Source organism: Agrobacterium bohemicum, from assembly GCF_001562555.1.
GTDB lineage: Bacteria > Pseudomonadota > Alphaproteobacteria > Rhizobiales > Rhizobiaceae > Agrobacterium > Agrobacterium bohemicum.
Genome location: NZ_KQ961030.1, coordinates 98,637 through 125,333 on the forward strand (window position 1 = coordinate 98,637; position 26,697 = coordinate 125,333).

Sequence of the window (26,697 nt, forward strand, 5' to 3'; positions counted from 1 at the left end):
TGATCAATCCTCTGAAATCAAACTGGAAAACGCCGGTCCCATGGGCGAAGTGCGCATTCCTTCTGCCAACCTCGTCCATGGCAGATCATCGGGATCGGCCTTCATAGGCCCTGGCGCCTTGGCTACGATAATGGCTGCCGCTATTTCTGTGAAATCAGCTCGAAAATGCACGGAGCTCTTGTTGACGAGTATGGATTTCGTTTCGGGTTCGATGCCAGCGATCCGATAAAGCACCCTATCAAACATCTGGGCCTTGGTCGGGCTAACGACGATGCTGACACCTGCGATGCGAAGGCAGGCTACACCTCCCAGGTCGACCTTGTTGCCATGGAACATCGGCCCCTCGAACGTGCAGGTCCCATCGCCGATGAAATCGACATGGAACGTGCCACAGAGAGGCGAATCGCCCTCCACATCCGATGTGCCGCCCAGCGCTATGGTTATGTCAGTGCCGACGCCGGCTTCGCGTGCAGCCTCGAATGCTGCGGGGTCGTAGAACACACCGATTGCAGCATTGGCCGCTCCACAGTCCAACAATGCCTTCAGCATTCCGGTCGTGTTCCCGTCACCACCCGCACCGGGATTGTCTTGGGTATCGGAGATGACCACCGGCTTCCGAGCGTCCGCAGTAATTCTCATGGCCTGCTCCACGGCGTCGCGTGGGGAGAGAAAATCTACCCGCCAGTTCTTCTCTTCGGCAACGATCATATCGACAAGCGTTGAGACGGCGTCTTCAACGGCGTGCCGATCGCGCCCATAGCCCCAAACGGTGGGTCCGCATTCGGGAAAATCGGCGGCGGGAAAGCCCGGGGCGAAAGACAGAGAAATAACGTCGCCTTTCTGAAGTTCCCGCAGCCTTTCGTAAACGCGACGGGCCGGATCGACCAACGTGCACATCCCGTTGATCGGAATGAGAAAGGGGAGCCTGCTAAATGTCTTGAACCAGGGCGTCGGCGACACTCGGTATTCATGGAGCAGTTCGAGGACCTTGGCTCCGGTATCCGCCATGTCGAGATGCGGATAAGTCTGGTAGGCGATCAGGCCGTCTGCAAGATCGATCATTTTTGCAGTGACATTGGCGTGTAGGTCCAAGGACGCGACTAGAGGAACATCCGAACCTATGATCGAGCGCAGCCTTGCCAGTATTTCACCTTCCCCGTCGTCATGTGCCTCTGTGACCATGGCGCCATGGAGATTGATGAAAACACTGTCATAGGAATGCTTCCTTGCCGCTTCGGCAATCTCGCCGAAAATCTGCTCGAAAGCAGCAGTCGTCACATGGGCGGACGCGCTCGCGCCACCCCAGACGACGGGGATGAGCTCGTGTCCAGCGGACAACGCCGCCTTGATGAAGCCACCCGCACCGAGGTTGATCTCTTGCAACTCATAAAGTTCGGCTCCGCGCCTCAGCGCCGGATACCCTTCTCCTTTGAGGAAGTTCCGGTAGTGGGCCTTGGAAGGCGCGAACGTGTTCGTCTCATGTTCAAACCCCGCTACAAGTATTCGCACGATCCACCCCCAAGTTTGCGCCAAACACGATATGGCCTCTATCGGGCGATGGGTTTTTGCGGAAGCAGCAGCTTTTGAATGCAAGCATTGCCTTGAAAGCAACACCCCAACGCGATGGCACGCATCTGGGGACTATAATCGTGGTGATCGGTCAACGAACGAGGTTCGCCAGAAACTGCCGGGTGCGTTCATTGGACTGGAGTTTGAAAAATACATCCGGCCTGTTAACCTCCACGATCTGCCCCTTGTCCATGAAGATCACTCTGTCGGCGACTTGCCGCGCAAAGCCCATCTCGTGGGTAACGCAGATCATCGTTATGCCGTCTCTTGCCAAATCCGTCATGGTATCCAGGATCTCTTTCACCATCTCCGGATCGAGCGCGGAGGTCGGTTCATCAAAGAGCAGAATTTTTGGCTCCATGCAGAGGGCTCTGGCGATGGCCACGCGCTGCTGCTGGCCGCCCGAAAGCTGGCCGGGATATTTAAATGCCTGTTCGGAAATTCGGACCCGCGCGAGATAATGATCGGCAATATCCTCTGCTTGCCGCCGCGACAATCCCCTGACCGTCATCGGTCCCAGAACGCAGTTTTCCATGACGCTCAGATGAGGAAACAGGTTAAAGTGCTGAAATACCATGCCGATCTGTTGCTTTACCATTTGCACATTCTTTCGCGCATCAGACATCTCCACGCCATGGACATGAAGGCGACCGCTCTCGAAAGGTTCGAGCTGATTTATGCAACGAATGAGCGTGGACTTGCCTGATCCGGACGGGCCACAAATAACGACCTTCTCACCAACGGAAATATCGAGGTCAATACGGTTCAGAACCTGAAAGTTTCCAAACCATTTGGAGAGTTCACGAACCTGCACGGCGAAAGATGTGACTGGGATAGGTGTTTCGGTCGCGACCATTATATCACCTTCCATGATCACGAGACAATCGACGTTCGATCAGAGCGCCGTAACGCGACATGCCGAAACAGAAACTGAAATATACAATCGCGGCAAATGCATAACCGGTCGTACTGATCGTGGGCGCTGCCCATCGGGGATCGATGCGCGCCGTTTCGACGGTTGACAGGAAGTCGAATATCCCGACGATCAGAAGGAGCGATGTGTCCTTGAAGAGGCCGATATTAATGCTGACGATATTCGGAACGGCGACCTTGAGGGCTTGCGGTAGAGTGATGAGAACCATGGTCCTCCAGTAGCCGAAGCCTAATGCCGATGCCGCTTCATACTGCCCTCGCGGGATGGCTTGCAGCCCACCACGAATGATTTCCGCAAGATATGCCGCCGCAAAGAAAGTGATACCAACCAGAGCCCGCACCAACTTGTCGGGATTGAGGCCGGGCGGGAGGAAAAGCGGAAGCATCGTATTTGCCATGAAAAGCACCGTCACCAAAGGGACGCCGCGCGGCAACTCAATCAATCCGATGCTCAACCACCGCACGATCACCAAATGTGAGCGACGCCCTAGAGCAAGCAATATCCCGACCGGCAAGGCGGTGGCGATACCGACGGCGGCGACCACGATAGTAACCATCAGTCCGCCCCACAGATTCGTGGGAACATCCGGCAGCCCCACCGCGTCCCAGCCGCTTAGGAAGATAAAGCCGATTAACGGAAGGGCAACAATAACGAGAGTTAGGCCCAATCGCCGGAACGGAGCACGCCGCCACAGCAGATAAGCGAGACCAAGGCCGCCGGCGATAAAGAACGTGTTCACGCGCCATCGCTGATCGAGAGGGTAGGAGCCGTAGATGAAGTATTTGTAGCGATCGGCAATGAACGCCCAGCACGCACCCACAGGGCGCCCATCCGAGGGTCGGCATGCCTCCCCAGTGTCACCCCACCATACCGCGTCCACCAACAGGAACTTAGCCAGTTGCCACGCTGTGCCAGCGAGAAGGGAGAAGATCAAAATCGACAGGAGGGATTGCCGCCAGGTGGGAAACAGGTTGCGGCGAAGCCAACTGAACCAGCCTCGATCGCCAAGCGGCGGCGGGGCAGGCGGGTAAGGGTCGCTCTGACAGTAAGTCGAGGGTAGCAACGGCTCGTGTCGATAGGTACCGGATGACATCAGTTTTCCACCGTAGCGATGCGGCGGTTATAGACGTTCATCCCGAGTGCCGTAAGAAGCGAGATGGTGAGATAGACCGCCATGGTCATGAAGACGATCTCAACTGCCTGACCAGTTTGGTTCAACACTGTCCCGGTGAAAATCTGCACGAGATCGGGATAGCCGATTGCCACCGCCAGTGAAGAGTTCTTGAGGAGATTGAGATACTGGTTGGTAAGAGGTGGAATGATGACACGTATCGCCTGCGGCAAGATCACTTTACGCATTATCTTTCCCGATGGAAGATGAAGCGAACGGGCCGCCTCATACTGTCCCTTGGGTACAGCCGCCAGGCCAGACCGGACCACTTCGGCAATCGATGAGGCCGTATAGAAGATCAGGCCTATGAGAAGTGCCACGAACTCAGGCAACAACTGCCATCCTCCATCCACGCTGAACCGTCCCATCACGGGAATATTGAATAGGATCGGTGAACGGCCAGTTATCAGGTAGATAGCAAGGCAGAAAGCCAAAGGCAGGCTGAAGAGGATCAACAGGTTCATGGAACGATGCGGAAAACCGTGCCCTGTTCGTGCCCGCCATATTGGAGCAAGACGTGCGGTCAAAAAAAATAGCGCCGCAATTGCTGCAGCGACGACGAGCCAGGCGCCGCCGAAATCCTGAACGACCGGCTGTGGAAGAGCAAGTCCGCGACGGTTCAGATAGATAACGTTGCCGAGGTGCAGACTTTCCAAGGCTTTCGCTGGGAGAGCCGCCAATACGGCATTGTACCAGAACAGAAGCTGGAGGAGTAAAGGCGTGTTTCTGAAGACCTCCACATAGGCGGCCGCCACACGGTTGAGCAACCAATTGGACGATCGCCGGGAGATGCCGACGGTGAAACCCAAAATAGTTGCAAGAGGAATGGCGATTACGGTGACTTCGACCGTGTTCAGCAGACCGACCAGGAAGGCGCGTCCATAGGTCGAAACTGCGCTAAACGGGATCAGGCTCTGACTGATGTCAAAGCCGGCGGTATGGCCGAGAAACCCGAATCCGGATGCGACCCCCTGCTGGGCAAGGCTACCGCTAGCATTCCATAACGCGCCCCCCACCAGGCCGGCAATCGCAACAAGCAGTATCGCCTGCCACAATATTTCCTTCGCGGTGGCCGATGGGCCCCGCGAGGACTTCGTGGGTGTCCGGGAGAACATGTGATTTCCCATCGTTTTGATGTTGTTGGCTAACGTTTGTGGCCCTCATAGATCGTTTTTCCGACCCTTTCGGTCATCGAAGCGGGGGAGCGTATTGCAGGCCTCCCTTGCTCCAGAGAGCATTCAGGCCCCGCGGTATTTTCAAAGGTGAACCCGAACCGAGATTTCGGTCGTACATTTCGCCGTAATTGCCCACCGCGCGAATAGCGCGCAGTGCCCAGTCCGTGTTAACGCCCAGAAGTTCACCGACATTTCCTTCTACGCCAAGAAGGCGGCGGATCTCTGGGTTTTCGCTCGTCAGATAAGTATCGACATTGTCGCGGGTGACGCCGTTGTCCTCCGCGATAAGTAGGGCGAAATGAAGCCAGGCTGTGAGATCCGACCACTGGCTGTCGCCCTGCAGAACACCGATGGCAAGCGGCTCCCGCGAAACGATCTCCGGGAGGACGACGTGTTTGTCCGGCTCGGCCATTCTGCGACGTTCACCGTAAAGCGCGGAGGAATCGTTCGAATAGCTGTCGCAGCGCCCACTTTCATAGGCTTTTACCGTTTCGCTACTCGTAGCAAAAGTTACGGGCTTGTATTTCATGCCTTTCGTGCGGAAATAGTCCGACGTGTTTAGCTCGGCCGTCGATCCCTGCGTTAGGCATATGCTTGCACCGTCGAGTTCGGCTGCAGATGTCAAGCCGCTATCGGCTCTGACGAGAAATCCCTGTCCGTCGTAAAAATCGACCGCGCGAAAATCGAGACCGTTGGCTGTGTCACGAGAGAGTGTCCAAGTCGTGGTCCTCGCGAGTACATCGACTTGCCCGGCCTGAATTGCTGCGAAGCGATCCTTGGCCGTCAACGGAACGAATTTGACCTTTTTGGCATCGCCGATGACCGCGGCTGCCAGCGCACGGCAATAGTCGGTGTCTAGACCCTGCCAGTTGCCATCCGAATCAGGCAGTGCGAAGCCTGCAAGTCCAGTGCCGACACCACAACTGAGTTCGCCCCGTGCCTTGACCTTGGCGAGCATGGAACTCTCTTGGGCGCTCACCCAACCGGGCGTGATCGCCATTGTCAATGCGGCCAATGCCGCACTGTAAATACGTATTCTCACACTCTTCTCCTCCATTTGCGCCTGCTCTCCCGGTCTGGCGCGTCTGTCGCTTTTACGATTATGATGAGCGATTGGCAGACGATGCTTTGAAGGTATTGAAAGCTGCCGCCTATGGAAGATGCAAAGAGTAAGCGCGGGTGTTGCTCTTGAGGTAACGCTCACCATAGCCAACACACGCAGGCATGGTGCCCTTGTCGCGCAGTGGTTTGAACACTGGCCTTGAGCTCGCGTCGATCGACAGTCGCTCGCCGTGGAGCAATCGAGCTTATTGGTGCAGCCCCACAAGCATACTCCCTCTCGGCAAGTTGGATTGCGGCTGCATAGACAAGAACCGGTGCCGATCCCATTGCGTCGGCACCATCATACCCACGCAGCAACCCGAACGCCGCCGGTGCGAAAGCATACCCGGCCTGACCGATAGCGACGATCTGTGGCACAACGAGTACTGTCTCTGCAGGAGGAAACTCCTTCTGTGCAATCAGTGGTAGCAATGCTGTGCGTTTCTGATCCCCCAGCCTAAAAGCATGATACCCGGAAACAGCCGCAGCGCGCGGTTGTCGGCGGCAACTATGAACAGCAGCGAGCCAATGAGGGGTCTGGTTGAGGAGGAAAGCTAGCAAATATGACGCCGCGAAGACAGCGCTTCTCCTCCATTCAGCCAGTACGTGTGAATGCAAGCCTGAATGGCAAAGTCGCCCGGTGAAGGGGGCTCAATCGGGGAGAAACTATGCCGTTGCAACCCACCCTTTGACCGAAAATGCGGAATAGAAAAGCTCGACATCCGCAAAACCGGCCTCACGCATCAACGTTTCTTCTTCTGATGCAGCAAGCAACGGCAAGGCTGCCGCTATGGCGGTGCCGGTAGCAGAGGCCGCTTCCCATGAGAATTTTGCTCGGTCAGCAAACGCAGCCAAGCGCGTCAACCAAATTGCTGCATCGCCGGCTCCAACACTATGATGCGCCATGACCAATTTTGCTCCCGGCTTCAGCCGCTGATGGATTTGGATCAGCGTATTGAGTCGTTCCCGTCTGTCCAGAAAGTGAAGGACGAGGAGGCATGTTGCGCCATCGAATTCGTGCGCTGGTACAGCCTTGATAGTACCCTCGATAAGTTCAACTCTTTTTGCGATTGATTTAATGGTCCGTCGGGCCAGTTCCAGCATAGGGGCGGATGGATCGACGCCAACGAAGCTCCATTCGGGTTGGGCTTTGGCCAAAGCCACCAGTTCCATTCCTCCACCCGCACCGACCACTAGGATATGAGCTTTATTCTGGGCGTACTCGCTGAGCAGGAGCATGGTCATCCGGTGCAGATCAGCCAGCCCTGGGACCTTTCGCGGCGTTTCGGTGATATAGGTCTCGATCATCCCGGGGCTCGCAAAGGGATCATGTCTCTGGCGCATTCATCTTCTCCCTGATGAGTTCAAACAAGAAACCTCCGTAACAATGGATGGTCAGCATCAGGTCGATCCGAACATCAACGATCTGTGCACCCCTGCCCCGGCAAGGTTTCCATCCCCTACAGCCAGCGCTACCGAAGCCATCATGCGTGCCGCATCCCCACAGGCGAATACGCCTTGCATGCTCGTTTCCTTCATCGGATCGGTTTTGATGACTGCTCCGAGTGGGCCTCGGTCCATCTCTAATCCAAGTTGTTCTGCCATGGGGCTAGCCAGTTCAAAGGGCGCTAGAGCAAAGATGCCCGCAAAGCTAAGCGTACGCCCATCGTGAAGACGGACGTCGGCATGACCCGTGATCGCTGCCACTGCGGTACGCTCCACAGTCACCCTGCGAGCCTTGAGGGCAGCGAGTTGCTCTGCATCCGGCTCAAAAGCCCCGTTGAGAAAAAGAGTTGTCGGTCCCCAGTCGGGCAGCATCAACGCATGATGCATGGAGAGTTCGGACCCTGCGATCACGCCTATCTGGCCCTGGTTCAGCTCATAGCCATGGCAGTATGGGCAGTGGAAGACGCTTCTACCCCAACGCTCCGCAAGCCCTTCGATGTTCGGCAGGATGTCCTTGACGCCCGAAGCGAGCAGCAGTCGCAGAGAGAGGTAACGAGTGTCGCCAACCGCAACCTCGAAAGCAGCATGTGTCGAACCGGTATCGCCTAGTCTTCGACCGGAGTCGGCCCTTGCTGCAACCCATCGGACTGTTGGATACTTCAAGACCTGCGCCCGGGCCTTGGCCGTTATGATTGCTGGATCGACACCATCCTGAGTTAAGAACCCATGCGAATGGCTGGCGAACCGATTACGCCTCAGTCCTTCATCAATGATCAAGACCTTGCGTCGGGCACGACCAAGCTGCAATGCGGCAGAAAGACCCGCGTAGCTTCCGCCGATGATGATGACGTCATGAATTTCACTGTCCATGCATAACCTCCCTTTTTCTCGACACATCATAAGTGTCGTGAGACAGCGATGTCAACTCTCATGATACATTTGATGTGACAAGAGCGTTGCGATTGGATAGATTTCGGTCTTTGCAAGAGGGATTTGCTGCATGAGACAGGACAGTCGGTTATCTCGCATGTTGCATGTGCTGATCCATATGGGTCGTCACGACGGCCCGATGACATCAGATATGATCGCGTCCATGCTGGATGCCAACCCGGTTGTAATCCGCCGGACGATGGCGGGCTTGCGAGACCAGGGCTATGTTTGTTCCGTAAAGGGACATGGTGGCGGATGGACGCTGGCTCGGCCTCTTGGCGAACTGACACTCCTAGACATCCACCGAGCGGTCGGCGAGCCTTCCATTTTCGCTGTTGGGCCAGCCTACGACATGCCGGGATGCGCAATTGAAAAAGCCGTGAATGCCACGCTTAGGGATGTGTTTGCTGACGCGGAACAGCGACTGTTGGAAAGGTTTGCAGGAGTGACTCTCGCCGACATAGCAGCTGGTTTTCCGTCCACTCCGAGCACCGAAAAAGGTACACGATGCGACGGTTGACGAGGAAATCAGAGGCTATGAATTTGGCGTCCCTGATGGTTGACCACGATATATTTTGTCACGTGCGATACCCCGCGTCGAAATCCTACTAGGCTCCAACACTTATTCATAAGGGGTGCTATCCATCGCGACTTTGAGCCCTCTTGTTCCTAGGTCAATCATTGCGAGAAAGGAAGCCACGGCCTCTTCAGCATCCTCCCGCTCACCGAACACTCGGTGGCCTTCGATTGCTGCAACGACCCACGTTGTTACAAACAGGGCTGCCGAGAGATTTGCGGCAGGATCGCCTGCTGGTTGCCCTGCAGCTTCTGAGAGCGCGTTGGATAGTACGTCGGTCAGCTCATCGCGGATTGCCCGAGCGCGAGCCGTGAGCGCTTCGCTAGCGACAACGGCTGATACGAACTGTTGGCTCCCCGGGAAAAAGCGAATGTACGGTCGACCTTCGAGCGCAGATCGATGCGCGAACAGTCGGAGTGTTTCGACTAAGCTCGCACCGCCTTGTCGTGATTTAAGTGCATCTTCCAAATCCCGGCGTCCTTGACCGTCGAGGTCAAAGAACATGTCTTCCTTTCGAGCGAAGTGATTGAAGACTGTCTTTCTCCCGACATCAGCTGCTTCTGCGATTTCGTCGACTGTGACGTTATCGAATCCTTTTTTTAAAAAAAGCCGTGTCGCGACGTCCGATATTACCTGCCTTGTCGCGAGCCGCTTTCGAGTTCTTCGGTCGATTTCCATTGACATGCTTTTCCCAACAAATTAAATGACACTCAGTATATATTGATAGTGAGTGTTAATTCGCGCTGCTTGGTAACACCATAGCAAATGTTAGGGACTGGCAGGAGATGCCAAGTGGAGAAAACGTTGCAGATCGTTGGACGCGGATCAAGCGTGCTCATTTCCGGAGCAAGCTTTGCTGGCCTCTCAACCGCATACTGGTTGAACGAGCTCGGCTACGATGTGACCATCGTCGAGGTCGGCAATGGTCTGAAATACGGCGGCTCTCCCGTTGATATTCGAGATGGTAGCATCGACGTCATCAAGCGCATGGGTCTCTACGAACGGATCCGCGCACGGAGTTTGAAACCAAGGCGCTTGTATTTTAAAAACGCCTGCGACGTCGCCGTCGCGACAATTTCACCCGAAACGGGCGAGGGGCCGACCTCTGGGGAGGAATATGAAATCGAGAGAGACACGCTCCTCGAGACCATGTTCGAGGCGTTAGGCGATGAAATCGAGGTTATCTTCGGCGACAGCATATCGTCTCTCGAACAGAATGAGAGCCAGGTGCGCGTTAGCTTTAAAAGTGGAGAACAGCGCACCTTTAGTCTCGTTATTGGTTGCGACGGTAACCATTCCTCGATCCGGAAAATGGTTTTTGGTCCGGAGTCCGACTACGCCGTTTCTCTTCAAAACTACTTTGGGATCTCGATCGTGAACAAGCTGCTGATCGAGACGGACACGACTCAGATTTACAACGCTCCCGGCAAGGCGGTGATGCTGAATGCCTACAACCACAAGACGGACATCTCGTTTTTGTTCTTTTCCGCGGATGAGATCCGGTACGACTACCGTGATCAGGATCAGCATCGACGCATTATTCACGAGCAATTCTTCAATGAGAAATGGCGTACCCGCGAAGTCCTTGAGGAAGCGCTGCAGTGCGAAAACTTCTATTTTGACAAATTCTGCCAAATCAAAATGCCCTCGTGGTCAAAGGGTCGTGTCGCTTTGGTGGGAGACGCCGCCTACTGTGCGACGCCTGCAGCGGGAATGGGGGGGGCGCTCGCGATGGTCGGAGCGACTGCCTTGGCCGATGCTCTTATAAAGTACGAGGGCAATGCCGAAATGGCGTTCCAAGAATATGATCGAAGCCTGCGGCCCTTCGTGGAGAAGGTACAAGCAAATGCCATCGGCTTTGGATTGGAGATGTTCGCACCCAGAACGGAAAAGGCAATTCGCGAAAGAAATGCCCGCTTTGCTTCGTCCTGACGTTCAACCAACGAACGCGACCGATGCCAATTATCCTAGAAAAATGGTCTGAAGTTCTTTATCGGAAATTTGCTTCATGCGCTCTTCTGGAAGGAGAGTCGGCCCGCGCTTCTACCATTTCGTGAAGTGGCTGGTACAGGGAACCGCGAATTTGAGATGCTGTTCACCACATAGCTTTTGGTCATTTGGAGGGCAACTGCGACCAAATTCAGTTGTACTTAAAGCCAGTGTAATCCTCATGTCGTGAGCGGCCGATTTCGCAGCTATCCTCAGGATGGTCGGTCCATCTACCAGGGTTGCAGGGCTCGGTGCTATTAGACAATGCGCCCGCCCGTTTCGGCAGCAAAACATCACCCTGCCGATATTAGTCTTAAGCGAATGTCCCAGCTTCTATAGGGGCTCTCTCCTGCTCGTCGGCAAGATTACGGGAATGAAAGAACGCAGCGGGGGCATAAATAAATGTGTATTATACACTTTCATATTGACGAACTTCCTGCTTCTAGGTTATGTGCATATTACACATTGAGCAGGTGATAGTAAAATCCCTGCGCAGCGAATTCGGGCATCCGCACCCCTTTGCGGTCTACAGCAGAGAGGCGCAGTATGAACGCCGACTTACCTAAAGTGGTAAACGATCGGGCGGCGCCAACACTTGACTGGCGCGTGATGCTGCCGGTCTTTCTCAGCGTCAGCCTCTTTGCGGCTGGCGCGACCGCTGTTTTGCCAATCTTGCCATTTTACCTCAGGGAAATGGGTGGAACGCCACTTGTTTTCGGTATTGTGATCGCCACAGAAGCGCTGACCCAATTTGTGGCAGGGCCACTCGTCGGTCAGCTTTCAGACCGGATGGGACGTAAGAAAATCCTGCTGGCGACTCAGGCCGCTGCTTTTACCAGCTTCCTCTTGCTCGCTATTGCAGAGGTAGTGGTGCCCGTTGTGTTGGCGCGCATCCTGTTCGGCTTTACGGGAGGGACATTCACCGCTGCCGCCGCGTACGCGGCAGACCACAGTTCCCCTGCCAACCGCCGGCAGGCCATCGGTGTCCTAAACGCCGCCGTCGGGCTTGGGGGTATCGCCGGAGCGGGCCTGTCGGGTTATCTGTCCGGCATCTCGCTGACCGTTCCGATTTATGCCGCCATGGGCTTCTCCGCAACCAGCTTCGTCGTGACGGCTGCCTGGATCAAGGGCAGCCACGCACCATCCGACGTCTTCGATGAGAAAGTCAAAAGCCGGGATGCTTCCGATACATCCTCGTTCAGGTCGATCGTCAGATCTCCCTTGATCCGAGTTCTTGTGATCGTGCTGCTCTGCTACTTTTTTGCCTATGGCATGTATGGCTCCCAGATCGCCAACTATCTTCAAGCGACCTTTACCAGTGACGGCAGTTCGTTTGGACCGCGCGAGCTTGGCTATGTAATGGCCGCGGATGGTGGGATCAACATCATTGTCCAGTTGTTCCTGCTGCGATGGCTCGGGCGACACTTCACGGAACGCCTGCTGATCGTTCTCATTTGCGGTATTGTGGCTGTCGGCTACATCACTGTCGGCTTTGCGACGACGCTTCCGGTTGTTGTCTTTGCCATCCTTTGCGTGAGCGTCGGTGACGCCTTGGCGCGGCCCACTTTTATCTCGGCGCTCTCCGTCCATGCCCCGCGCGAACGGCAAGGGATCGTGCTGGGAACTGCCCAATCGCTGCTCGCTGCCACGGAGGCTGTCTCTCCCTTGTTAGCCGGCTTTCTCATTGGTCAGGCACTCTATGGTGTCTGGACCGGCGCGATCATTGCGTTCGTTGCGATTGCCGCGACAATCGCGTGGACAAAGCTGCCGCTTACCGACCCAGAGGCAGAGGGACATGCGAACGAATAAGCAAACGGTTGCCGGTCAATGGCAGCAGTCCTCATCTCACCCGGCTCTAGAGAATACTCAATGACAGGCCTGAACATCTTGGAAAACATAAGCATCATGCAATCGGCAGGATATATAAGGATGACGTCCGCCGCGCGCGGTGTTCTCTTTCGGGTCTATTTGAGGGCGTTGGCTATTCGCTTCGTGATCAGGCCGACAATGCGGTCATTGATAATCCTTTTGTTCGCCACGTTGGTTCTTTTCAGTTGCACACACACGCCAGAGCGGGCTTTTGACGCGCGTGAGGCCGACAATGCTTCGATCGCGGGATATGGAGAAATCCGCGCCTACCGCTACTCCTCTCGCAACGAAGCGCTTGCTAGGCATGGCGACTGGATGGTCAACACCCAGTCCGATGAGAAAAATATACTGATGATCTCGGGTGGCGGTGGCGGCGGCGCTTTCGGTGTCGGTGTGCTCGCGGGGTGGACTGCCACGAACACGCGCCCGCCCTTTGATGTCGTAACCGGCGTCAGCACAGGTGCCCTGATCGCGCCATACGCCTTTTTAGGTTCGGCTTACGACCAGACACTGGTGCACCTATTTACCAGCGGCGTTGCCCGGGAGCTTGTCGCGATCAACGGGCCATTCGGGGTATTCGGCTCGAGCTTGCTGAAGCCCGAGCCGCTAAAAAAACACGTAGAACGCTCCATCACTCCTACTATTCTCAACCAGATCGCCGCCGAACACCGCAACGGTCGACGGCTGCTTGTTCTCACGACAAACCTCGATACCCAACGCGGTGTGATCTGGAACATGGGCGCCATTGCTGCGAGCGGGAACCCGAATGCCCTGAAGCTGTTTCGCGATGTTATCGTCGCTTCGGCAAGTGTCCCGGGCGTCTTTCCTCCAGTCATGATCCAGGCGACGTCAAACGGACGGCAGTTTCAGGAACTGCACTCCGACGGAGGATCGACGTCCCAAATCTTGACGCCACCTCTTCTCGTCGAAAACGCCCTTTTTTCCAAGGCGTCTGCTCAGCAAAAAGTCAATTTGTACGTAATCGTCAACAACGCGCTCATCCCTGAGTTCGACGTTACCCCTAACAGGACTGTCTCCTCCCTGGGCCGTGCATACGCGACCTTCCTGAAGTCTCAGGCGCAGAGCGAATTAACCGCGCTATATAACCACGCCAGCCGCACAGGAGCGAATTTCAATGTTGCATCGATCGACGTGCAGATTCCCTATTCAATGCTTAACCCGCTCGACAGGAATTATATGCTGGCCGTGTACAGACTTGGCTACGAGCAGACGACCGCGGAAGCATTGTGGAAGGATACACCAATCTTTCCGTTGAATTTATTGCAGCCTGTTTCAAGGTGATTTCGTCACCGCACAAGAGCGTGGTCTCTTGTCAGGTCCTGTGTCGCCTTGGCAGGAACCGCTCCCCGAGGTGGCAACCAAAGAATGAGCGCCCTGCAGCGGTTAATTTTCCACGTGGCTGCCTGTTTAGACACGTGCGTGTTTCACACCAAAAGCGAGCCTCTGATGACCCACGAAGCTGATGTCCCGCGCCCGGCAGGGAAGAAACTGCAGAGCTTGTTCCCAATCTTCGCAATTGTTGTCGTGGACACCGCCAGTGCAGGTCTCATCCTGCCTCTTCTCCCGTTTTACGCGCAGGATTTCGGTGCAACACCACTGACGATCGGGTTTCTATTTGCAAGCTTTGCCATCTGCGAATTTCTTGCTGGCCCCATCCTGGGCAACGCGTCTGACAGATCGGGCCGGAAGCGGTTGCTTTTAATAAGTCAGATCGGTACCTGCGCAAGCTTCCTTCTGCTCGCCGTGTCGCCCAATCTGTTCGTTGTTTTCCTGGCCCGCATCCTCGGAGGGTTGTCGGCGGGCAATGTTGCCATAGCGATCGCTTATGTCGCAGATCGAAGCGAAGCTAAGGTCCGCCGACAGGCGATCGGGTTCGTGAGCGCGGCGATGGGTTTGGGCACGATGGTCGGTCCGGCTCTTGGTGGAACACTCGCCCCGTTCGGCCTGGCAATTCCATTCTTGGTTGCTGCGGGTCTCTCCCTTGCCAGCATTGTAGCGACCTCCACTCTCCTTCCTGCGGATGATCGGGCTTCCCGCATCCGTTTCGATAGCCATGTCTTCAGGAAGAGAAAGCGTCTGGCCAACCAAGCACGTTGTGCCAAGGAAGTCTTGAAAAACAACGCAAACGGCGCGGCAAAGTTTTCCCTGACGAAATTATATCGTGAGATCACTGATCTAATCGCGCTTCCTAATGCCAAGGCGCTTCTAACAGCGCTTGCCATACTTTACCTCGCGTTCAGCCTGTTTGCTTCACAACTCGCGCTCGTGCTCCAAGCGCGGTACCAGTGGGATGGCGAGCCATTTGGACCGACCGAAATCGGGCTCCTGTTCACCGTAGCAGGCGCGACAAACATTTTGGTTCAGGTTGTGGTCGTGCGCGCGATCAGGAAGACGTTCCATGAGCGAACGCTGGCCGCAGCGTCGTTCGCATTGCTCGCGGTCGGTTTCGCCCTCATCGGTTTCGGCGATACGATCGCTGGCCTGGCCGTGGGTGTCTTTACGGCCGCGTCGGGCCTGGCGCTGGCAAGACCGACACTCGTTGCCGCACTAACGCTGATCGTGCCCGCCGGTTCTCAGGGTGTCGCCATGGGTATGGCGCAATCGCTTGCCTCGCTCATCAACATCATCGGGCCGATCGCCGGCGGATTTTTGATCAAGCAACAAAATTACATCGGCTGGGCCTCGGTCCTAGTCGCGCTCGCGTTAACGGGTCTCGCCGCAGTCGGACTGCTTTCTCTCTTTCCGGAAAAGTCCGATCCAACAGAAAGATGACGATCACGGCTGGCTCGCAACTGCTGACGGTTCGCTGAGCACGATGATGTCGCATCGGCTTCACTCACACAACAGGAGAATGAAATGTCATATCCCCGCCTCGGCTTGGCAACTATCCAACCGGCTTATCGACCGATTGCGTCTGCCCTCCTTTCATTGTCGTTGTTACCGATCGTCGGGTGCGCGTCTGTATCGCTTGAACAGGCGAACTCTCTAACGTCCTACGAAGGTTTGACATCAAATAACGGGCGATCGACCAAAGCAAACTATAAGGTCTCTTCAGGGGATCTCGCCACCACTAAGACAATCTACATCGAGCCAACGATGGTGTCAGGCGCAGCATTGCATTCTATCAAGAAATCTTCCGACCGAGCGCTGGTGGCGAATGTGATAAGCCGCGCCCTCTGCGTCGGTGTCAGCGATCGTTTTGAGGTTGTAAGTAGGAGGGAGGATGCCGACCTTGTTGTTCACGCAACCATTACCCAAATCGTTCCTACGAACGCCACAATGGCTGGTCTTTCTACAGCGACGTCACTCGGAGCCAGCATCTTTTCCCCGGTGCCCGTTCCAAGGTTGCCCATGGGGCTTGGAGGCCTTTCCGTGGAGGCTGAAGCCACGATGAGAGATGGCAAGCAGGTAGGAGCGATGGTATGGGCTAGAGGAGCGAACTTTGTGACCACGAGTGCTCGAGTTTCGCAGATTGGTGACGCTTATTCACTTGCGGCGAGCTTTGGAGGTGATTTTTCCAAGATGCTCGTCACCGGCAAGACTCCGTTCAAGGGGCTACCGAAAATTCCGTCCGGGCAGAAAATAAAGTCGGGTCTTGGTGGGAAACCGAAGTATCCTGCGTGCGATATGTTTGGTCGGTCTCCCGGACTGACGGACTTAGCAGCTTCGCAGGTTGGTATGCCGCCCTCGTGGACTGACAAACAGCGTCCGACAGGCGCGCAATAGAGGCGCTAGACACGGGTAACCCGTGGCTTGCCGCTTGCAATCAATTTGGAGGCTCTCATGGGCGCGCCGGACCGCTAGCATTCACTCCAGTTGCGCTGCAGAGCAGCTGAAAGTGTCGCTCGATACCGCACGCGCCTAGTCGTCGATCTGTGATGAGGCTGAGCGCTCGCTACGACCATCGAGCACTGGCTGGAGTAACAGCCGAAGGTGCTGTGTATGCTTACCTGCAACGCCATAAGGCGACTATTTCGACCGTTGCAACGAATGCAAGTTCATTGGCTGCTATAAATCATCAAGAACTACCTTGGGGCATGAAAAGAAACGCCTGTGCAATCGGCTCTTCGCGTCTTGTTCAATCTTGCAGTACCCCCGGCCCAAGCGACGTGACCCCATCGGGCGCCAGCGGGCTCGGAGAACCTGCCAATACATGGCGTCGCTTCTAGCCTTCTTGCACGGGCACGGCGGCGATGCTGTCGGCGAACATCCGCATGAGGCGAACCAGTTGGTCGAAGTCTTCACGCGTCCAGTCTTTCAGGATGGATAACGCCATTCTCTCGCGCGCCTTATCGAGCGCATCAGTCGCGGCTTTTCCCTTTGCCGTTATGACCGCTTCGCGCACTCTTTTGTCGGTTGGTAAGGAGCGGCGCTCGACGAGACCGAGTTGCTCAAGACGTGCTACCTGGCGACTGACGGTCGTGTAGTCCCGTCCGACACCATCGGCGAGTTCGACAACTCCAATCGGTCCGCGTCGCTCTATGCCGACGAGAAGCGGGAACAGCGCGCGCTCCAGCGTCAGCCCTGCCAGTTCCAGCAATTGCGCATCCCGTTCGGGACGATTCATGAGCCCGGCAATATCCATGAGCGAACGATGCAGTTCGGGCAGTGTTTCCAAGATGTGTGCATTTTGCACTTTTTTTGTTGACATCGTCGTGTCTCCTGATGATATGTGCATCATACACATTGGAGGCAGAAATGAAAGTTGATAACGTGATCGACGTCTTGATCTGCGGCGCGGGCGCTGCCGGCCTTACGCTTGCCATTGACCTCGCCCGACGCGGCGTGGCGTTCCGCCTCATCGAGAAAATGAACCAGCCATTCCCGGGCTCGCGCGGCAAGGGCATTCAACCGAGAACGCAGGAAGTCTTCGAGGACCTAGCGATCATCGATCGTATTGTCGCGGCAGGCGGTACCTATCCGCGAATGCGCGAGTATCGGGACGATGGCACGTTCTTGGACAAGGACATGGGCGAACGAGTTGATCCGACACCCGCGGAGCCCTATCAAATCGCCCTGATGGTGCCGCAATTTCTCACGGAGAAGGTGATGCGTGAGCGGCTCGCCGAACTCGGACATCAGGTCGAGTTCGGACTTGAGCTTGTTGCCTTCGAACAGGACGAGGAATGTGTAACTGCCCGGCTTGCTGGACCATCCGGTCAGGAAGTCGTTCGCTGCGAATATCTTGTTGGGGCAGACGGCGGCGGAAGTTTCGTAAGACGTTCGCTTGGCGTGGACTTCCCTGGGAAAACACTTGGTGTACGTGCGCTGGTAGCAGATGTCTTGCTGTCGGGGCTCGACCGTCAGGCCTGGCACCAGTTCAACAGCGGAGATATGCGACGAATGGTTTCGATTTGCCCGCTCGCGGGAACTGAACTTTTTCAGATCCAGGCACCAATCGCGCCGGTGGGTGAGGTCAAGTTGTCCGCACCAGCGCTGCAACAAATGATCTCCGAAAAGACGGGCCGAAGTGACATTAAGGTCCAGTCGGTTTCCTGGGCGTCCGCCTATTCAATGAACGCTCGCCTTGCAGAGCGTTACCGGGTTGGGCGGGTGTTTCTTGTTGGCGATTCTGCTCACGTCCATCCGCCGACAGGGGGCCAAGGCCTCAACACAAGCGTACAAGACGCCTATAATCTCGGGTGGAAGTTAGCGGCAGTGCTTGGCGGCGCCGCGGACCAGTTGCTTGATACCTATGAGGAAGAGCGTCGCCCTGTCGCTGAAGCGATGCTCGGGCTCGCGACAGGTTTGCTCGAGGCTGCGAAACAGGGAGGAATGCAACGGGGACGCGAGGTGCGCCAACTCGATATAGGATATCGAGGGTCATCACTGTCACTCAATCCACCCGGCAGAGATGCAATTCTGATCGCGGGTGATCGGGCGCCCGATGCGCCGGTACGGGGTGCCGCAGGATCTATCCGTCGCCTCTTTGACCTGTTCCAAGGGCCCCACTGGACCCTGATCGGCTATGAAACGGCGGGTGACGAGGTAACCGGCCAGAAGGGACTTCACATCCATCGGATCGGTAACGGATGCGAACTGGAAGATGACAAGGCCCACTTCCGTGATGCGTACGGGCTCGCATCGGGCGAGTCGATACTCATTCGGCCTGATGGATATGTCGGGGCTATCGTGGCTTCCGGCGATACTGCAAAACTACCATGGGCCTTTTAAAGAGGCGTGGCTAACAAGGGCGGACCGTTTTGAACCTGACCTTAACGGCTCGCCGACCAAAGATCTTTTCATGCTCAACGATTGCGCGATTAGGATGCGCGATCGCTTGCACCTGCCGCACATAGCCACACTGAGGGGCACCGACATGCGCGGGCCTGGTCTGCCATTTGGTTCTGATGGCGGTCGACGGCTCGGGAGATATTTGGCCCTCAGGTCGTGGGTTTTGTGGGACAGCATTAGTACGGAGCAGTACCGATGTCGCTCAAAGTGCAAGATGCTGCTCGAGTGCATCTGTCCCAGCGAATTCCTCTCTCCTCAAGGTGGTTATGATACGCCCCATATCTAGTACGTGGCAGATATCGGCAACAGTCTTAATCAGGGTCACATCTTGCTCAGCTACGAGAATCGTCAATCCCATCCGATCGCGCAGCCGGACAATATGCTGTTCTATTTCCCCGACGATGGACGGCTGAATTCCTTCTGAAGGTTCGTCAAGCAGAAGAAGTTTAGGATTGCCAACCAAAGCGCGACCTATCGCGACCATCTGCTGCTGGCCACCTGACATCGTGCCACCTTTTTGCCGTCTACGCTCCTCGAGTATCGGGAACATCTCATGGATCTCCTTCATGAGCAGCTTCCGGTTGGGAACGTCGGACGAGACATTCATTCCCATCTCGAGATTCTCCGCAACTGTCAGGTCTGGGAATATGTGCCGTCCTTGGGGAACATAACCCAGGCCGGCTCGGGCGCGAGCGGCAGTCACTTGGCGCTCGATCGATCGTCCTTCGATGCTGATAGTGCCTGAATGAAGTTTATTGTAGCCCATTATGGTCCGGATCAAGGTTGTTTTGCCGGAACCGTTTCTCCCCACAATCGCGGTCACCTTTCCCGTAGGAATGCAGAGGCTGAGATTGTGCAGAACCTTTGTTCTACCATAGCCACTGGTAATGTCGTTCATTTGCAACATGGCCACTGTCCTATGCTCTGGATCCAAAATAGATTTCTTTCACACCTTGGTGGGTTCTAACCTGCCGAAGCGTTCCCTCGAAAAAGATTGAGCCCTGATTGAGTACCAAGATCGGAGCGTCGAGTGCGGATACAAAGGCCATATCATGCTCGACAATGATGACGGTCATGCCTTTCTGCCTATTTAAGCGCAACACGATCTGGGCGGTCTGCTGCGTTTCTTCGGGTGTCATCCCCGCAGTTGGCTCGTCCAACAACAAGATGCGTGGTTGACTGGCAATCGCCATGCCGATCTCAAGCCATTGCTGGTGTCCGTGAGATAGATTTCCAGCTCGATTTCCAGCCTGCGTTAGCAAGCCAATCATATCGAGGGTCTCATCGATCACCATGTTGCGTGAACGGGCATCTCGACCTGTCTCGCGTTGAACTGCGATGCGGATGTTTTGGTAGACGCTGAGTTCCCGGAAAACGCTCGGAACCTGAAGCTTGGTGCTGACACCAAGCCGAGCTATCTCGTGGGGGTGCAAACCGTCGATGCGCTCGCCCGCTAGCCTTATCTCGCCGGCGCTCGGGCGATGCAGACCGATCATCGTTTTGAGAAATGTCGACTTGCCACATCCGTTCGGACCAAGGAGAACACGCATCTCCCCCTCGGGAACACCGAAGCTCATTCCGCGCAGCACTTGCAGGCCACCGAAAGATTTATGAAGATTTTCGACTGTTACTAGATCTGACATCAAAGACGACCTCCAAGCAGGGGGCTTTTTTCCAGACGCGCGGCTCGCCGTCGGGCAAGGTATCCGTCCAGTGCCATCTCAATGGTTGTCACGATACCCTGAGGGAAGAGCATGACAGTGCAGAGCAAAAGGATAGCGAAGAACATCAGCGAATACTCTCCGCCGCCGTAGGCCAGTTGCTGATTGATCCATTGAAGGGTGAACGTGGAAATCGTGACAGCCTGAATACTTGCACGTCCACCAGCTGCAACCCAAATGATCGGCAGGGTCGCCGCCGTCATGCCCATCGACGATGGTGCGATAAAATTATTCCAGGATGCAAAGAGTACGCCACCCAGAGCGGCAATGCCTCCGGCAATGATATAGGTGACCAATTGTATTCTACGAATATCGTAACCGAACAGCTGGGTGCGCAGGGGATCTTCGCGGGTGGCAACCATAAGATAACCCCAGTTTGAATTCAGCAGGAAACGCAGACCGAGAAAGACAAGAATTAGCAGGGCGGCGACCAGCCAGAAGAACGGTTTATCGACGAACACGATGGCGAAATCTCCACTGCCGATCTGCAGCGGCGGAATGCCGACCATTCCATTGGAGCCACCTAGCAAAGCAGATCCAATGCGGAATTGCGGGCCGGACGTTCGGCTGAGCAGAGTTTCGGCAAGCAGCGTCAGCATCAGAGTAAAGATCGCGATGTAGAGCGATGAAATTCCGCCGTAAAAGATGACATAGCCCACGATCGCGGATAGCAACATAATCAGGGCGATGCCGCAAACGGCCGCAAGCATGCTGTATTCGGGCGGGATGTTGATACTCACCACCCCATAGACATAGCCAGCCAGGCCGAAGAAGGCTGTCTGCCCGAAGCTGAATATACCGGTGTAACCCCACAGTATACACACGCTCAATCCGAGAAAAACCCAAACCAGGAGGAAGCCGTTGTTCGAGACGGCATAGTCCTCGCCTATGATCGGGTACAAGAGCAGCAGGCCACAGACAATGGCAAGGCTTTTCCAGTAAAGAGGCGAGGTGCCTACGGTCTGGGGGCCATTAAGGGCCGTAATAAGGTCAAAAAACTTAGAACGCATCGCTATTTCACTTTCTTGCCCGCAGGATGTCCCAGAGGCCGGTGAACCCTTGGGGCAGAACCCGGATGAAGATCATCGTGATAAGAAGAATGCCGATCGAACCGGCGACGGAGTCCCAAAGCCACGTTAGACCTCCATACACACCCCCGAGCGCTACGCTTGACATCAGTGGCCCAATCAGCGGATCCGCGCCCCCGACAATCAAGACAGTGAAAGCTCTCCACAGGAAGCGGTCGCCGAAATATGGCGAGACCGGCATGAGAGGGGCGTATAGGGCACCAGTCAGACCCGCCAGCCCCGCGCCGAGTGCGAACGTTTTTAGATACATCGCTTTCGTATTGGTGCCGAGCCCCTCGGCCATATCCCTGTTTTGCATCGCGGCCCGAACATTCAGGCCGAAGCGTGTAAACCGGAACAGAAGAAATACCGACACAAGCACGAGAGCTGCGCATCCGAAAAGGAAAAGCTCATAGTAGTTATAGGCCGCGTCTCCTACCGTAAAGGAGCCAAAGGGTTGATCGATGCCTGGCTGGCTGGTTCCCAGCCACAGGAAGACAGCTTGTACGATGATGATATTGATTGCCCATGTCGCAAGCAGGCAGTCGAGCTTTCGATTGTACAGCCTGCGGATCAGCGTCATTTCCAGGAATGCGCCCACCGCTGCCGCAATCAAAGCGGCCAGAGGTATAGCAAGGAAGACTGACAGATTGGCTGCGCTGACAAGATAGACGGTTACCACGGCTCCCAGCATGATGAACGAGGCGTGAGCGAAATTGATGATGTTCATCACACCGAAAATAATCGCGAGGCCAGTCGTCGACAGAACGAGAAAGCTGAAAGTGGCCAGTATTTGATAGAAAAGTCCAAACATGATCTCTCCAATGTCGCCTGCCGGGGGCAGCCGATCCAATGGCGGCCTTCAATCAAGTGGGCAGCCACGTAACATGACGCCCCTAAGCTGCGAGCTAAAGCGGGCTGGCGATACGCGCTCCGCAACCCGGGCGCGTATCCAAACCAACTACTGAGGTGTTATGCGTCCAGGGGCGAATACTGGCGGCTTTCTGGCTTCTTCGTCAGATCAACGCCAATGCTGCCAAGCCAGAAAGGCTCGATGTTTTCCCAGCTCTTAACAATTTCGAGCGTGTGATCCTGCGCAACCTTCCCCAGATGAACATTGTGGGAGACGTGATGCGACTTCGGATCCACACGGACCGTACCCTCCGGCGCATCATAGGAGATGCCGGTTTCAAGCGCCTTGACGATCTCGATAGGGGTAACGTTGCCGGCGAGAGCTGCAGCCTTAGCATAGAGCTGGACGGCGACGTACGTGTTTTGCGCAGGCTGACTTATGAAAACCTCGTCGGGGAACTTTGCCCGAAAACGTTTTACGAAATCCGCGTTTCGCTCGCCTGGCAATTCTTCCAGGTAACTGAAAGTCTCGTGCAGCCCCGCGAGTACCGGCGACTTCATGCGACGATGACCGCCAGCCTGTGCAAGTGTGATGACAAAATCCGAGAGCGGAATGTTCACGCCAAGAGACGCGCGCTGGGTGAAAAACGCGCTCTGCTCCTTGCCCGTCAGCGATGAGTAGATCCAATTCGGCTTTGCTGCCTGGACGCGACCGAGTGTCGAGTTGAAGTCGGAAACATTAAGCGGAACGGCCTCCGAACCAACCAGCTTTCCCTTGGCTATACTGACATATTTAGTCAGCCAGAGCGTGGAAAGTTGACCCCAAACATAGTCTGCAGCGAGATCATAGACATTCGCACCATACTGCTCGACCATGTAGGGAATAAGCGTGGCAAAGCCCTGCTCTGGAACAACGCCTGTGCAGAAGGTCCAATTGTCGGCGACCCCGCCTTCATAACAAGTCGGGTAAAAGTAGGGGATTTTTGCTGCATGCGCGATCGGCCTAATGGCCTCGCGATCCTGGCTACCAATGGCGCCGAAGATGGCATCGACCTTATCGCGTCCGATCAACATCCTGGCCATTGAAACATACCGCGAGGTATCAGACTGGGTATCGACAATCACGGCCTCGACCTCCCGCCCGTTGATGCCGCCAGACGCGTTGATTTCCTCGATCGCCAATTCTGCCGCGTGCACGGCAGGAAGACCGTATTCGCCAAATCCACCAGACTGATCGAACAGGAAGCCTAACTTGACTGGCCCTTGTCCGGCTGCCCGCGCAGGCGAGGTCACGCTCAGGATAGCGGGAGCAGCAACGCTCCCCACAGCGATTGCCGTTACTCCCTTGAGGAACTGCTTGCGCGTAATTCCCACTCTGTTCTGACTGTCACTCATGGCATTCCCCTTTTTTGTAAGAAGATCGATTGGCCTATCGGGCAGGCGTTTAATTGATAACCCAGTAACATATCAGTGTCAATTAGCGACTTGTGAATGCTAGGAATTCAAAGCGCTCTTTATCAATCATAAGATGGAAAGACCGAAACGCAGCTCATATTCTGCGAAAAAACGCAGTGCTTATATTGATTTCGTTGTCCACCACTGATATGTCAGCATGATGAGGCGCGAATAGAAGCACCGGAGCGGCTGGTGCATTTCAGTTAGCGCCAATGTTTCAATCATCGTTGGAAGGTGAAGATAATGAGAGTTGTTTCCTCACAGGAAGCCGTATCCGGCATAGCCGACGGCGCAACGGTAGCCTCGGTTGGCGTAATTGGGTGGGTAACGCCGGACGCAGTTTTGAAGGCTCTTGGTGATCGGTTCGCCGAAACAGGTTCGCCGCACGGGCTGACCTTTTACTTCCCATGTGGGACCGGTGATGCGCAGGGCATCAGGGGAATGGACCACGTCGCCAAGGAAGGCTTGATGAAGCGCATAGTCGCCGGGTCCTACATCAATCCGGTTGACCCGGTGACCGGGAAGCGGCCGGAGCTGATGCGGCTCATTCGCGAGAACAGGATAGAAGCCTATTCATGGCCGATCGGTGCGTCGATGCACTGGCTGCGTGAGGTGGCTCGCAAGAGCCCCGGATATCTCACGGACATTGGCGTTGGCACTTATGCAGATCCAGAACTTGGCGGTGGTCGGTTTACTTCAATTGCGACGGCCGACCTTATCCGTAAGGTCGAATTTGAGGGTCGTAAGATGCTCTATTATCCGACATGGCCGATCGACGTCGCGATTGTCAGGGCATCGTCCGCCGATGAGTACGGCAACCTGTCCTGGGAAGACGAAGCTTTGGTTTCGGCGAACATCGGCTTGATTCTGGCGGCCAAAGCGTCGGGGGGGCGGGTTATTGCACAGGTTCGGCGTATCGTTCCGACTGGTAAACGGCTTGCCTCGCAAACCTCCGTTCCGGGATATTTCGTCGACGACGTTGTCGTTGTTCCGGACATGATGATGACGTCACACACGCCGTTTGACTCCGCCTACTTTTCAGGTAGCCGGCGTCCGATCGGCGAATTGCCTATACCTGCCATGTCCGCAGACAAGGTTATCGCGCGCCGCGCCGCTCATGAGGTGCGCAAGCGGGAGCTATCAATATTTGGCTTCGGCGCTTCTGCGGACATTCCTCTGGTAATGGCTGAAGAAGGCATGCTTGACGATCCAGCAGGCCATGACTACTGGTTTACGACCGAGCACGGATCCTACGGTGGCGTCGTGATGTCCGGATGGCAATTCTCTGCCAACATCAATCCGGACGCGATCATGGACGGCCTTTATCAGTTCGATGCCATCGATGGCGGCTTATGCCGTTTCGCCGCTCTCGCTTTTGCCCAGTTCGACGCTGAGGGAGTCGTGAATGTATCGAAATTCGGCGCCGCGAACCCTGGGGCTGGCGGCTTTATCGACATCGCTCACAATGCTGAACGACTTGTGTTCACCGGGACGTTCACGACCGGCGGCTTGGAAACAGTTTTCGAGAACGGAAAACTCAAGATCCTTCAGGACGGGCGGATCTCAAAGTTTGCGAAACAGGCTGAAAGTGTCACCTATCGCGTGCTGGACGGCGTACGCGACAGAGGGCAGACCGCAAAGATTGTCACGGAACGCGCCGTGTTCGATGTCACGCCGCGAGGGCTAAGATTGTCGGAGATCGCGCCTGGTGTCGATGTAAGGCGTGATGTGTTGGAACGGATGGATTACGCCCCAGCGGAAATTGCCGATCCGCTGCCACTTATGGACAGCTCGCTTTTCCTTCAGGCGGCTGCCGCAGACCAAACAGAGGAGGTAGCCAATGCTTGATCTGGCCATCGAAAACCGCGTCGCCATCCTGACGATCAACCGCCCGACACGCCGCAACGCTCTGGGCACGGAACTAGTCGAGATGCTCGAAGAAAAGTTCCTCCAACTAGGCGGAGATGCCGATATCGGCGCAGTCGTCCTTACGGGTGCCGCCCCAAGCTTCTGCGCGGGAAGTGACCTCAAAGAACTCGGTACCATGGACGTTAAAGGGATGGTTCGCCACGAAGCTCATACCGCACGCATGGCTCGCGCGATCGGGCTTCTCGATCTTCCTGTCATCGCAGCCGTCGAGGGGCACGCCCTGGGTGGAGGGTTTATCCTAGCGATGTCATGCGATCTTGTCGTCACGGCCGAGACTGCAAAGTGGAGCCTGCCAGAGGTTCCCAACGGATGGCTGCCGCCGTGGGGATTGAAGGCGCTTGCAAGCCGCGTCGGAATGACGACTGCTCGTCGGCTCGTCTGGGGTTATGAGGTCCTGGACGGCGCCACAGCATGCAAATTGGGCGTTGCTGACTACTTGACCCCGCCGGATGGGGCCCTTGAAAAGGCGCGGGAGATTGCCGGCCGCCTCGCTGCCTTGCCGCGCGTGGCGGTAAAATCGACCAAGCGCTATTTCCAGGCGGAAGTACTGGGCGCGGCGGAAGTGTGGGACGCGCAGGCCGGCGAGATATTTGCGGAAAACTGTGCCCATGAGGCAGCCGCAGCTACGCTGAAAAAATTTGCAATTAAGAATTAGGC

23 protein-coding genes are annotated in these 26,697 nt (G+C 55.8%); 9 read left to right on the top strand and 14 right to left on the bottom strand.

Going from position 1 to position 26,697, the window contains the following annotated elements; genetic code table 11:
* Positions 1–3: 3 nt before the first annotated feature.
* The 7 genes from ATO67_RS13990 to ATO67_RS14025 form a co-directional block, all read right to left on the bottom strand.
* A complete protein-coding gene (locus ATO67_RS13990; RefSeq protein WP_210176138.1) occupies positions 4–1,512 on the bottom strand; it encodes a M81 family metallopeptidase in 1,509 nt (502 codons plus the stop codon).
* Between the two features lie 148 nt (positions 1,513–1,660).
* Positions 1,661–2,425 carry an amino acid ABC transporter ATP-binding protein gene (locus ATO67_RS13995; protein ID WP_067650133.1) on the bottom strand — a complete coding sequence of 255 codons (765 nt, stop codon included), beginning with the start codon at positions 2,423–2,425 and terminating at the stop codon, positions 1,661–1,663.
* A 4-nt stretch (positions 2,426–2,429) separates the two neighbouring features.
* Positions 2,430–3,596, bottom strand: coding sequence for an amino acid ABC transporter permease (locus ATO67_RS14000; RefSeq protein WP_067650136.1), 1,167 nt, complete (start codon positions 3,594–3,596; stop codon positions 2,430–2,432).
* Positions 3,596–4,789, bottom strand: coding sequence for an amino acid ABC transporter permease (locus tag ATO67_RS14005; protein ID WP_067650139.1), 1,194 nt, complete (start codon positions 4,787–4,789; stop codon positions 3,596–3,598). The genes ATO67_RS14000 and ATO67_RS14005 overlap by 1 nt, the downstream gene beginning before the upstream one ends.
* 73 nt (positions 4,790–4,862) lie before the next feature.
* Positions 4,863–5,906 (bottom strand): amino acid ABC transporter substrate-binding protein, encoded by a 1,044-nt coding sequence (locus ATO67_RS14010; protein ID WP_067650142.1) that lies wholly within the window; start codon positions 5,904–5,906, stop codon positions 4,863–4,865.
* Positions 5,907–6,616: 710 nt separating this feature from the next.
* Positions 6,617–7,258, bottom strand: a complete 642-nt coding sequence (locus ATO67_RS14020) for a class I SAM-dependent methyltransferase (protein WP_245303982.1) — start codon at positions 7,256–7,258, stop codon at positions 6,617–6,619.
* Positions 7,259–7,351: 93 nt separating this feature from the next.
* A complete protein-coding gene (locus ATO67_RS14025; RefSeq protein WP_067650151.1) occupies positions 7,352–8,266 on the bottom strand; it encodes an NAD(P)/FAD-dependent oxidoreductase in 915 nt (304 codons plus the stop codon).
* A 130-nt stretch (positions 8,267–8,396) separates the two neighbouring features.
* Here ATO67_RS14025 and ATO67_RS14030 point away from each other — a divergent pair, with 130 nt between their 5' ends.
* A complete protein-coding gene (locus ATO67_RS14030) occupies positions 8,397–8,846 on the top strand; it encodes an Rrf2 family transcriptional regulator (RefSeq protein ID WP_067650154.1) in 450 nt (149 codons plus the stop codon).
* 102 nt (positions 8,847–8,948) lie between these two features.
* On the opposite strand, the gene ATO67_RS14035 is transcribed toward ATO67_RS14030, so the two are convergent.
* Positions 8,949–9,581, bottom strand: coding sequence for a TetR/AcrR family transcriptional regulator (locus tag ATO67_RS14035; protein WP_342585717.1), 633 nt, complete (start codon positions 9,579–9,581; stop codon positions 8,949–8,951).
* Between the two features lie 114 nt (positions 9,582–9,695).
* Here ATO67_RS14035 and ATO67_RS14040 point away from each other — a divergent pair, with 114 nt between their 5' ends.
* The 5 genes from ATO67_RS14040 (at position 9,696) to ATO67_RS14060 (ending at position 16,508) form a co-directional block, all read left to right on the top strand.
* Entirely contained in the window at positions 9,696–10,835 is a 1,140-nt protein-coding gene (locus tag ATO67_RS14040; protein WP_210176131.1) for an FAD-dependent monooxygenase, read from the top strand.
* A gap of 603 nt (positions 10,836–11,438) precedes the next feature.
* Entirely contained in the window at positions 11,439–12,701 is a 1,263-nt protein-coding gene (locus ATO67_RS14045; RefSeq protein ID WP_067650160.1) for an MFS transporter, read from the top strand.
* A 60-nt stretch (positions 12,702–12,761) separates the two neighbouring features.
* A complete protein-coding gene (locus ATO67_RS14050; RefSeq protein WP_425352214.1) occupies positions 12,762–14,063 on the top strand; it encodes a patatin-like phospholipase family protein in 1,302 nt (433 codons plus the stop codon).
* An 84-nt stretch (positions 14,064–14,147) separates the two neighbouring features.
* Entirely contained in the window at positions 14,148–15,554 is a 1,407-nt protein-coding gene (locus ATO67_RS14055) for an MFS transporter (RefSeq protein WP_082760277.1), read from the top strand.
* An 84-nt stretch (positions 15,555–15,638) separates the two neighbouring features.
* A complete protein-coding gene (locus tag ATO67_RS14060) occupies positions 15,639–16,508 on the top strand; it encodes a DUF3313 domain-containing protein (protein ID WP_067650166.1) in 870 nt (289 codons plus the stop codon).
* A gap of 439 nt (positions 16,509–16,947) precedes the next feature.
* On the opposite strand, the gene ATO67_RS14065 is transcribed toward ATO67_RS14060, so the two are convergent.
* Complete coding sequence (locus tag ATO67_RS14065; RefSeq protein WP_067650169.1) at positions 16,948–17,433, bottom strand: MarR family winged helix-turn-helix transcriptional regulator; 486 nt, start codon at positions 17,431–17,433, stop codon at positions 16,948–16,950.
* Positions 17,434–17,480: 47 nt separating this feature from the next.
* On the opposite strand from ATO67_RS14065, the gene ATO67_RS14070 reads away from it, so the two are divergent.
* Positions 17,481–18,956 (top strand): FAD-dependent oxidoreductase, encoded by a 1,476-nt coding sequence (locus ATO67_RS14070; protein ID WP_067650171.1) that lies wholly within the window; start codon positions 17,481–17,483, stop codon positions 18,954–18,956.
* A gap of 262 nt (positions 18,957–19,218) precedes the next feature.
* On the opposite strand, the gene ATO67_RS14075 is transcribed toward ATO67_RS14070, so the two are convergent.
* The 5 genes from ATO67_RS14075 to ATO67_RS14095 form a co-directional block, all read right to left on the bottom strand.
* Entirely contained in the window at positions 19,219–19,923 is a 705-nt protein-coding gene (locus ATO67_RS14075; protein WP_067650174.1) for an ABC transporter ATP-binding protein, read from the bottom strand.
* Between the two features lie 10 nt (positions 19,924–19,933).
* Entirely contained in the window at positions 19,934–20,659 is a 726-nt protein-coding gene (locus tag ATO67_RS14080; RefSeq protein ID WP_067650177.1) for an ABC transporter ATP-binding protein, read from the bottom strand.
* Entirely contained in the window at positions 20,659–21,747 is a 1,089-nt protein-coding gene (locus ATO67_RS14085) for a branched-chain amino acid ABC transporter permease (RefSeq protein WP_067650180.1), read from the bottom strand. Before ATO67_RS14085 ends, ATO67_RS14080 begins: the two co-directional genes overlap by 1 nt.
* 7 nt (positions 21,748–21,754) lie before the next feature.
* Positions 21,755–22,618: a branched-chain amino acid ABC transporter permease gene (locus ATO67_RS14090; protein WP_067650183.1), complete on the bottom strand. Its 864-nt coding sequence runs from the start codon at positions 22,616–22,618 to the stop codon at positions 21,755–21,757.
* 158 nt (positions 22,619–22,776) lie between these two features.
* Positions 22,777–24,051 carry an urea ABC transporter substrate-binding protein gene (locus ATO67_RS14095; RefSeq protein ID WP_082760278.1) on the bottom strand — a complete coding sequence of 425 codons (1,275 nt, stop codon included), beginning with the start codon at positions 24,049–24,051 and terminating at the stop codon, positions 22,777–22,779.
* Positions 24,052–24,354: 303 nt separating this feature from the next.
* Here ATO67_RS14095 and ATO67_RS14100 point away from each other — a divergent pair, with 303 nt between their 5' ends.
* Both ATO67_RS14100 and ATO67_RS14105 read left to right on the top strand, forming a co-directional pair.
* Complete coding sequence (locus ATO67_RS14100; RefSeq protein ID WP_245303983.1) at positions 24,355–25,959, top strand: CoA-transferase; 1,605 nt, start codon at positions 24,355–24,357, stop codon at positions 25,957–25,959.
* The gene (locus ATO67_RS14105; protein WP_067650189.1) at positions 25,952–26,695 is read left to right on the top strand and encodes an enoyl-CoA hydratase/isomerase family protein; all 744 of its coding nucleotides are present in this window, start codon (positions 25,952–25,954) and stop codon (positions 26,693–26,695) included. The genes ATO67_RS14100 and ATO67_RS14105 overlap by 8 nt, the downstream gene beginning before the upstream one ends.
* Positions 26,696–26,697 lie beyond the last annotated feature (2 nt).

What these genes read in the sequence shown, in the direction of transcription:
- ATO67_RS13995 (WP_067650133.1), bottom strand. Translation starts at nt 2,425, where the DNA reads ATGGTCGCGACCGAAACACCTATCCCAGTCACATCTTTCGCCGTGCAG.
- ATO67_RS14000 (WP_067650136.1), bottom strand. Translation starts at nt 3,596, where the DNA reads ATGTCATCCGGTACCTATCGACACGAGCCGTTGCTACCCTCGACTTAC.
- ATO67_RS14005 (WP_067650139.1), bottom strand. Translation starts at nt 4,789, where the DNA reads ATGTTCTCCCGGACACCCACGAAGTCCTCGCGGGGCCCATCGGCCACC.
- ATO67_RS14010 (WP_067650142.1), bottom strand. Translation starts at nt 5,906, where the DNA reads ATGGAGGAGAAGAGTGTGAGAATACGTATTTACAGTGCGGCATTGGCC.
- ATO67_RS14020 (WP_245303982.1), bottom strand. Translation starts at nt 7,258, where the DNA reads ATGATCGAGACCTATATCACCGAAACGCCGCGAAAGGTCCCAGGGCTG.
- ATO67_RS14025 (WP_067650151.1), bottom strand. Translation starts at nt 8,266, where the DNA reads ATGGACAGTGAAATTCATGACGTCATCATCATCGGCGGAAGCTACGCG.
- ATO67_RS14030 (WP_067650154.1), top strand. Translation starts at nt 8,397, where the DNA reads ATGAGACAGGACAGTCGGTTATCTCGCATGTTGCATGTGCTGATCCAT.
- ATO67_RS14035 (WP_342585717.1), bottom strand. Translation starts at nt 9,581, where the DNA reads ATGGAAATCGACCGAAGAACTCGAAAGCGGCTCGCGACAAGGCAGGTA.
- ATO67_RS14045 (WP_067650160.1), top strand. Translation starts at nt 11,439, where the DNA reads ATGAACGCCGACTTACCTAAAGTGGTAAACGATCGGGCGGCGCCAACA.
- ATO67_RS14050 (WP_425352214.1), top strand. Translation starts at nt 12,762, where the DNA reads ATGACAGGCCTGAACATCTTGGAAAACATAAGCATCATGCAATCGGCA.
- ATO67_RS14055 (WP_082760277.1), top strand. Translation starts at nt 14,148, where the DNA reads ATGAGCGCCCTGCAGCGGTTAATTTTCCACGTGGCTGCCTGTTTAGAC.
- ATO67_RS14060 (WP_067650166.1), top strand. Translation starts at nt 15,639, where the DNA reads ATGTCATATCCCCGCCTCGGCTTGGCAACTATCCAACCGGCTTATCGA.
- ATO67_RS14065 (WP_067650169.1), bottom strand. Translation starts at nt 17,433, where the DNA reads ATGTCAACAAAAAAAGTGCAAAATGCACACATCTTGGAAACACTGCCC.
- ATO67_RS14070 (WP_067650171.1), top strand. Translation starts at nt 17,481, where the DNA reads ATGAAAGTTGATAACGTGATCGACGTCTTGATCTGCGGCGCGGGCGCT.
- ATO67_RS14075 (WP_067650174.1), bottom strand. Translation starts at nt 19,923, where the DNA reads ATGTTGCAAATGAACGACATTACCAGTGGCTATGGTAGAACAAAGGTT.
- ATO67_RS14080 (WP_067650177.1), bottom strand. Translation starts at nt 20,659, where the DNA reads ATGTCAGATCTAGTAACAGTCGAAAATCTTCATAAATCTTTCGGTGGC.
- ATO67_RS14085 (WP_067650180.1), bottom strand. Translation starts at nt 21,747, where the DNA reads ATGCGTTCTAAGTTTTTTGACCTTATTACGGCCCTTAATGGCCCCCAG.
- ATO67_RS14090 (WP_067650183.1), bottom strand. Translation starts at nt 22,618, where the DNA reads ATGTTTGGACTTTTCTATCAAATACTGGCCACTTTCAGCTTTCTCGTT.
- ATO67_RS14095 (WP_082760278.1), bottom strand. Translation starts at nt 24,051, where the DNA reads ATGAGTGACAGTCAGAACAGAGTGGGAATTACGCGCAAGCAGTTCCTC.
- ATO67_RS14100 (WP_245303983.1), top strand. Translation starts at nt 24,355, where the DNA reads ATGAGAGTTGTTTCCTCACAGGAAGCCGTATCCGGCATAGCCGACGGC.
- ATO67_RS14105 (WP_067650189.1), top strand. Translation starts at nt 25,952, where the DNA reads ATGCTTGATCTGGCCATCGAAAACCGCGTCGCCATCCTGACGATCAAC.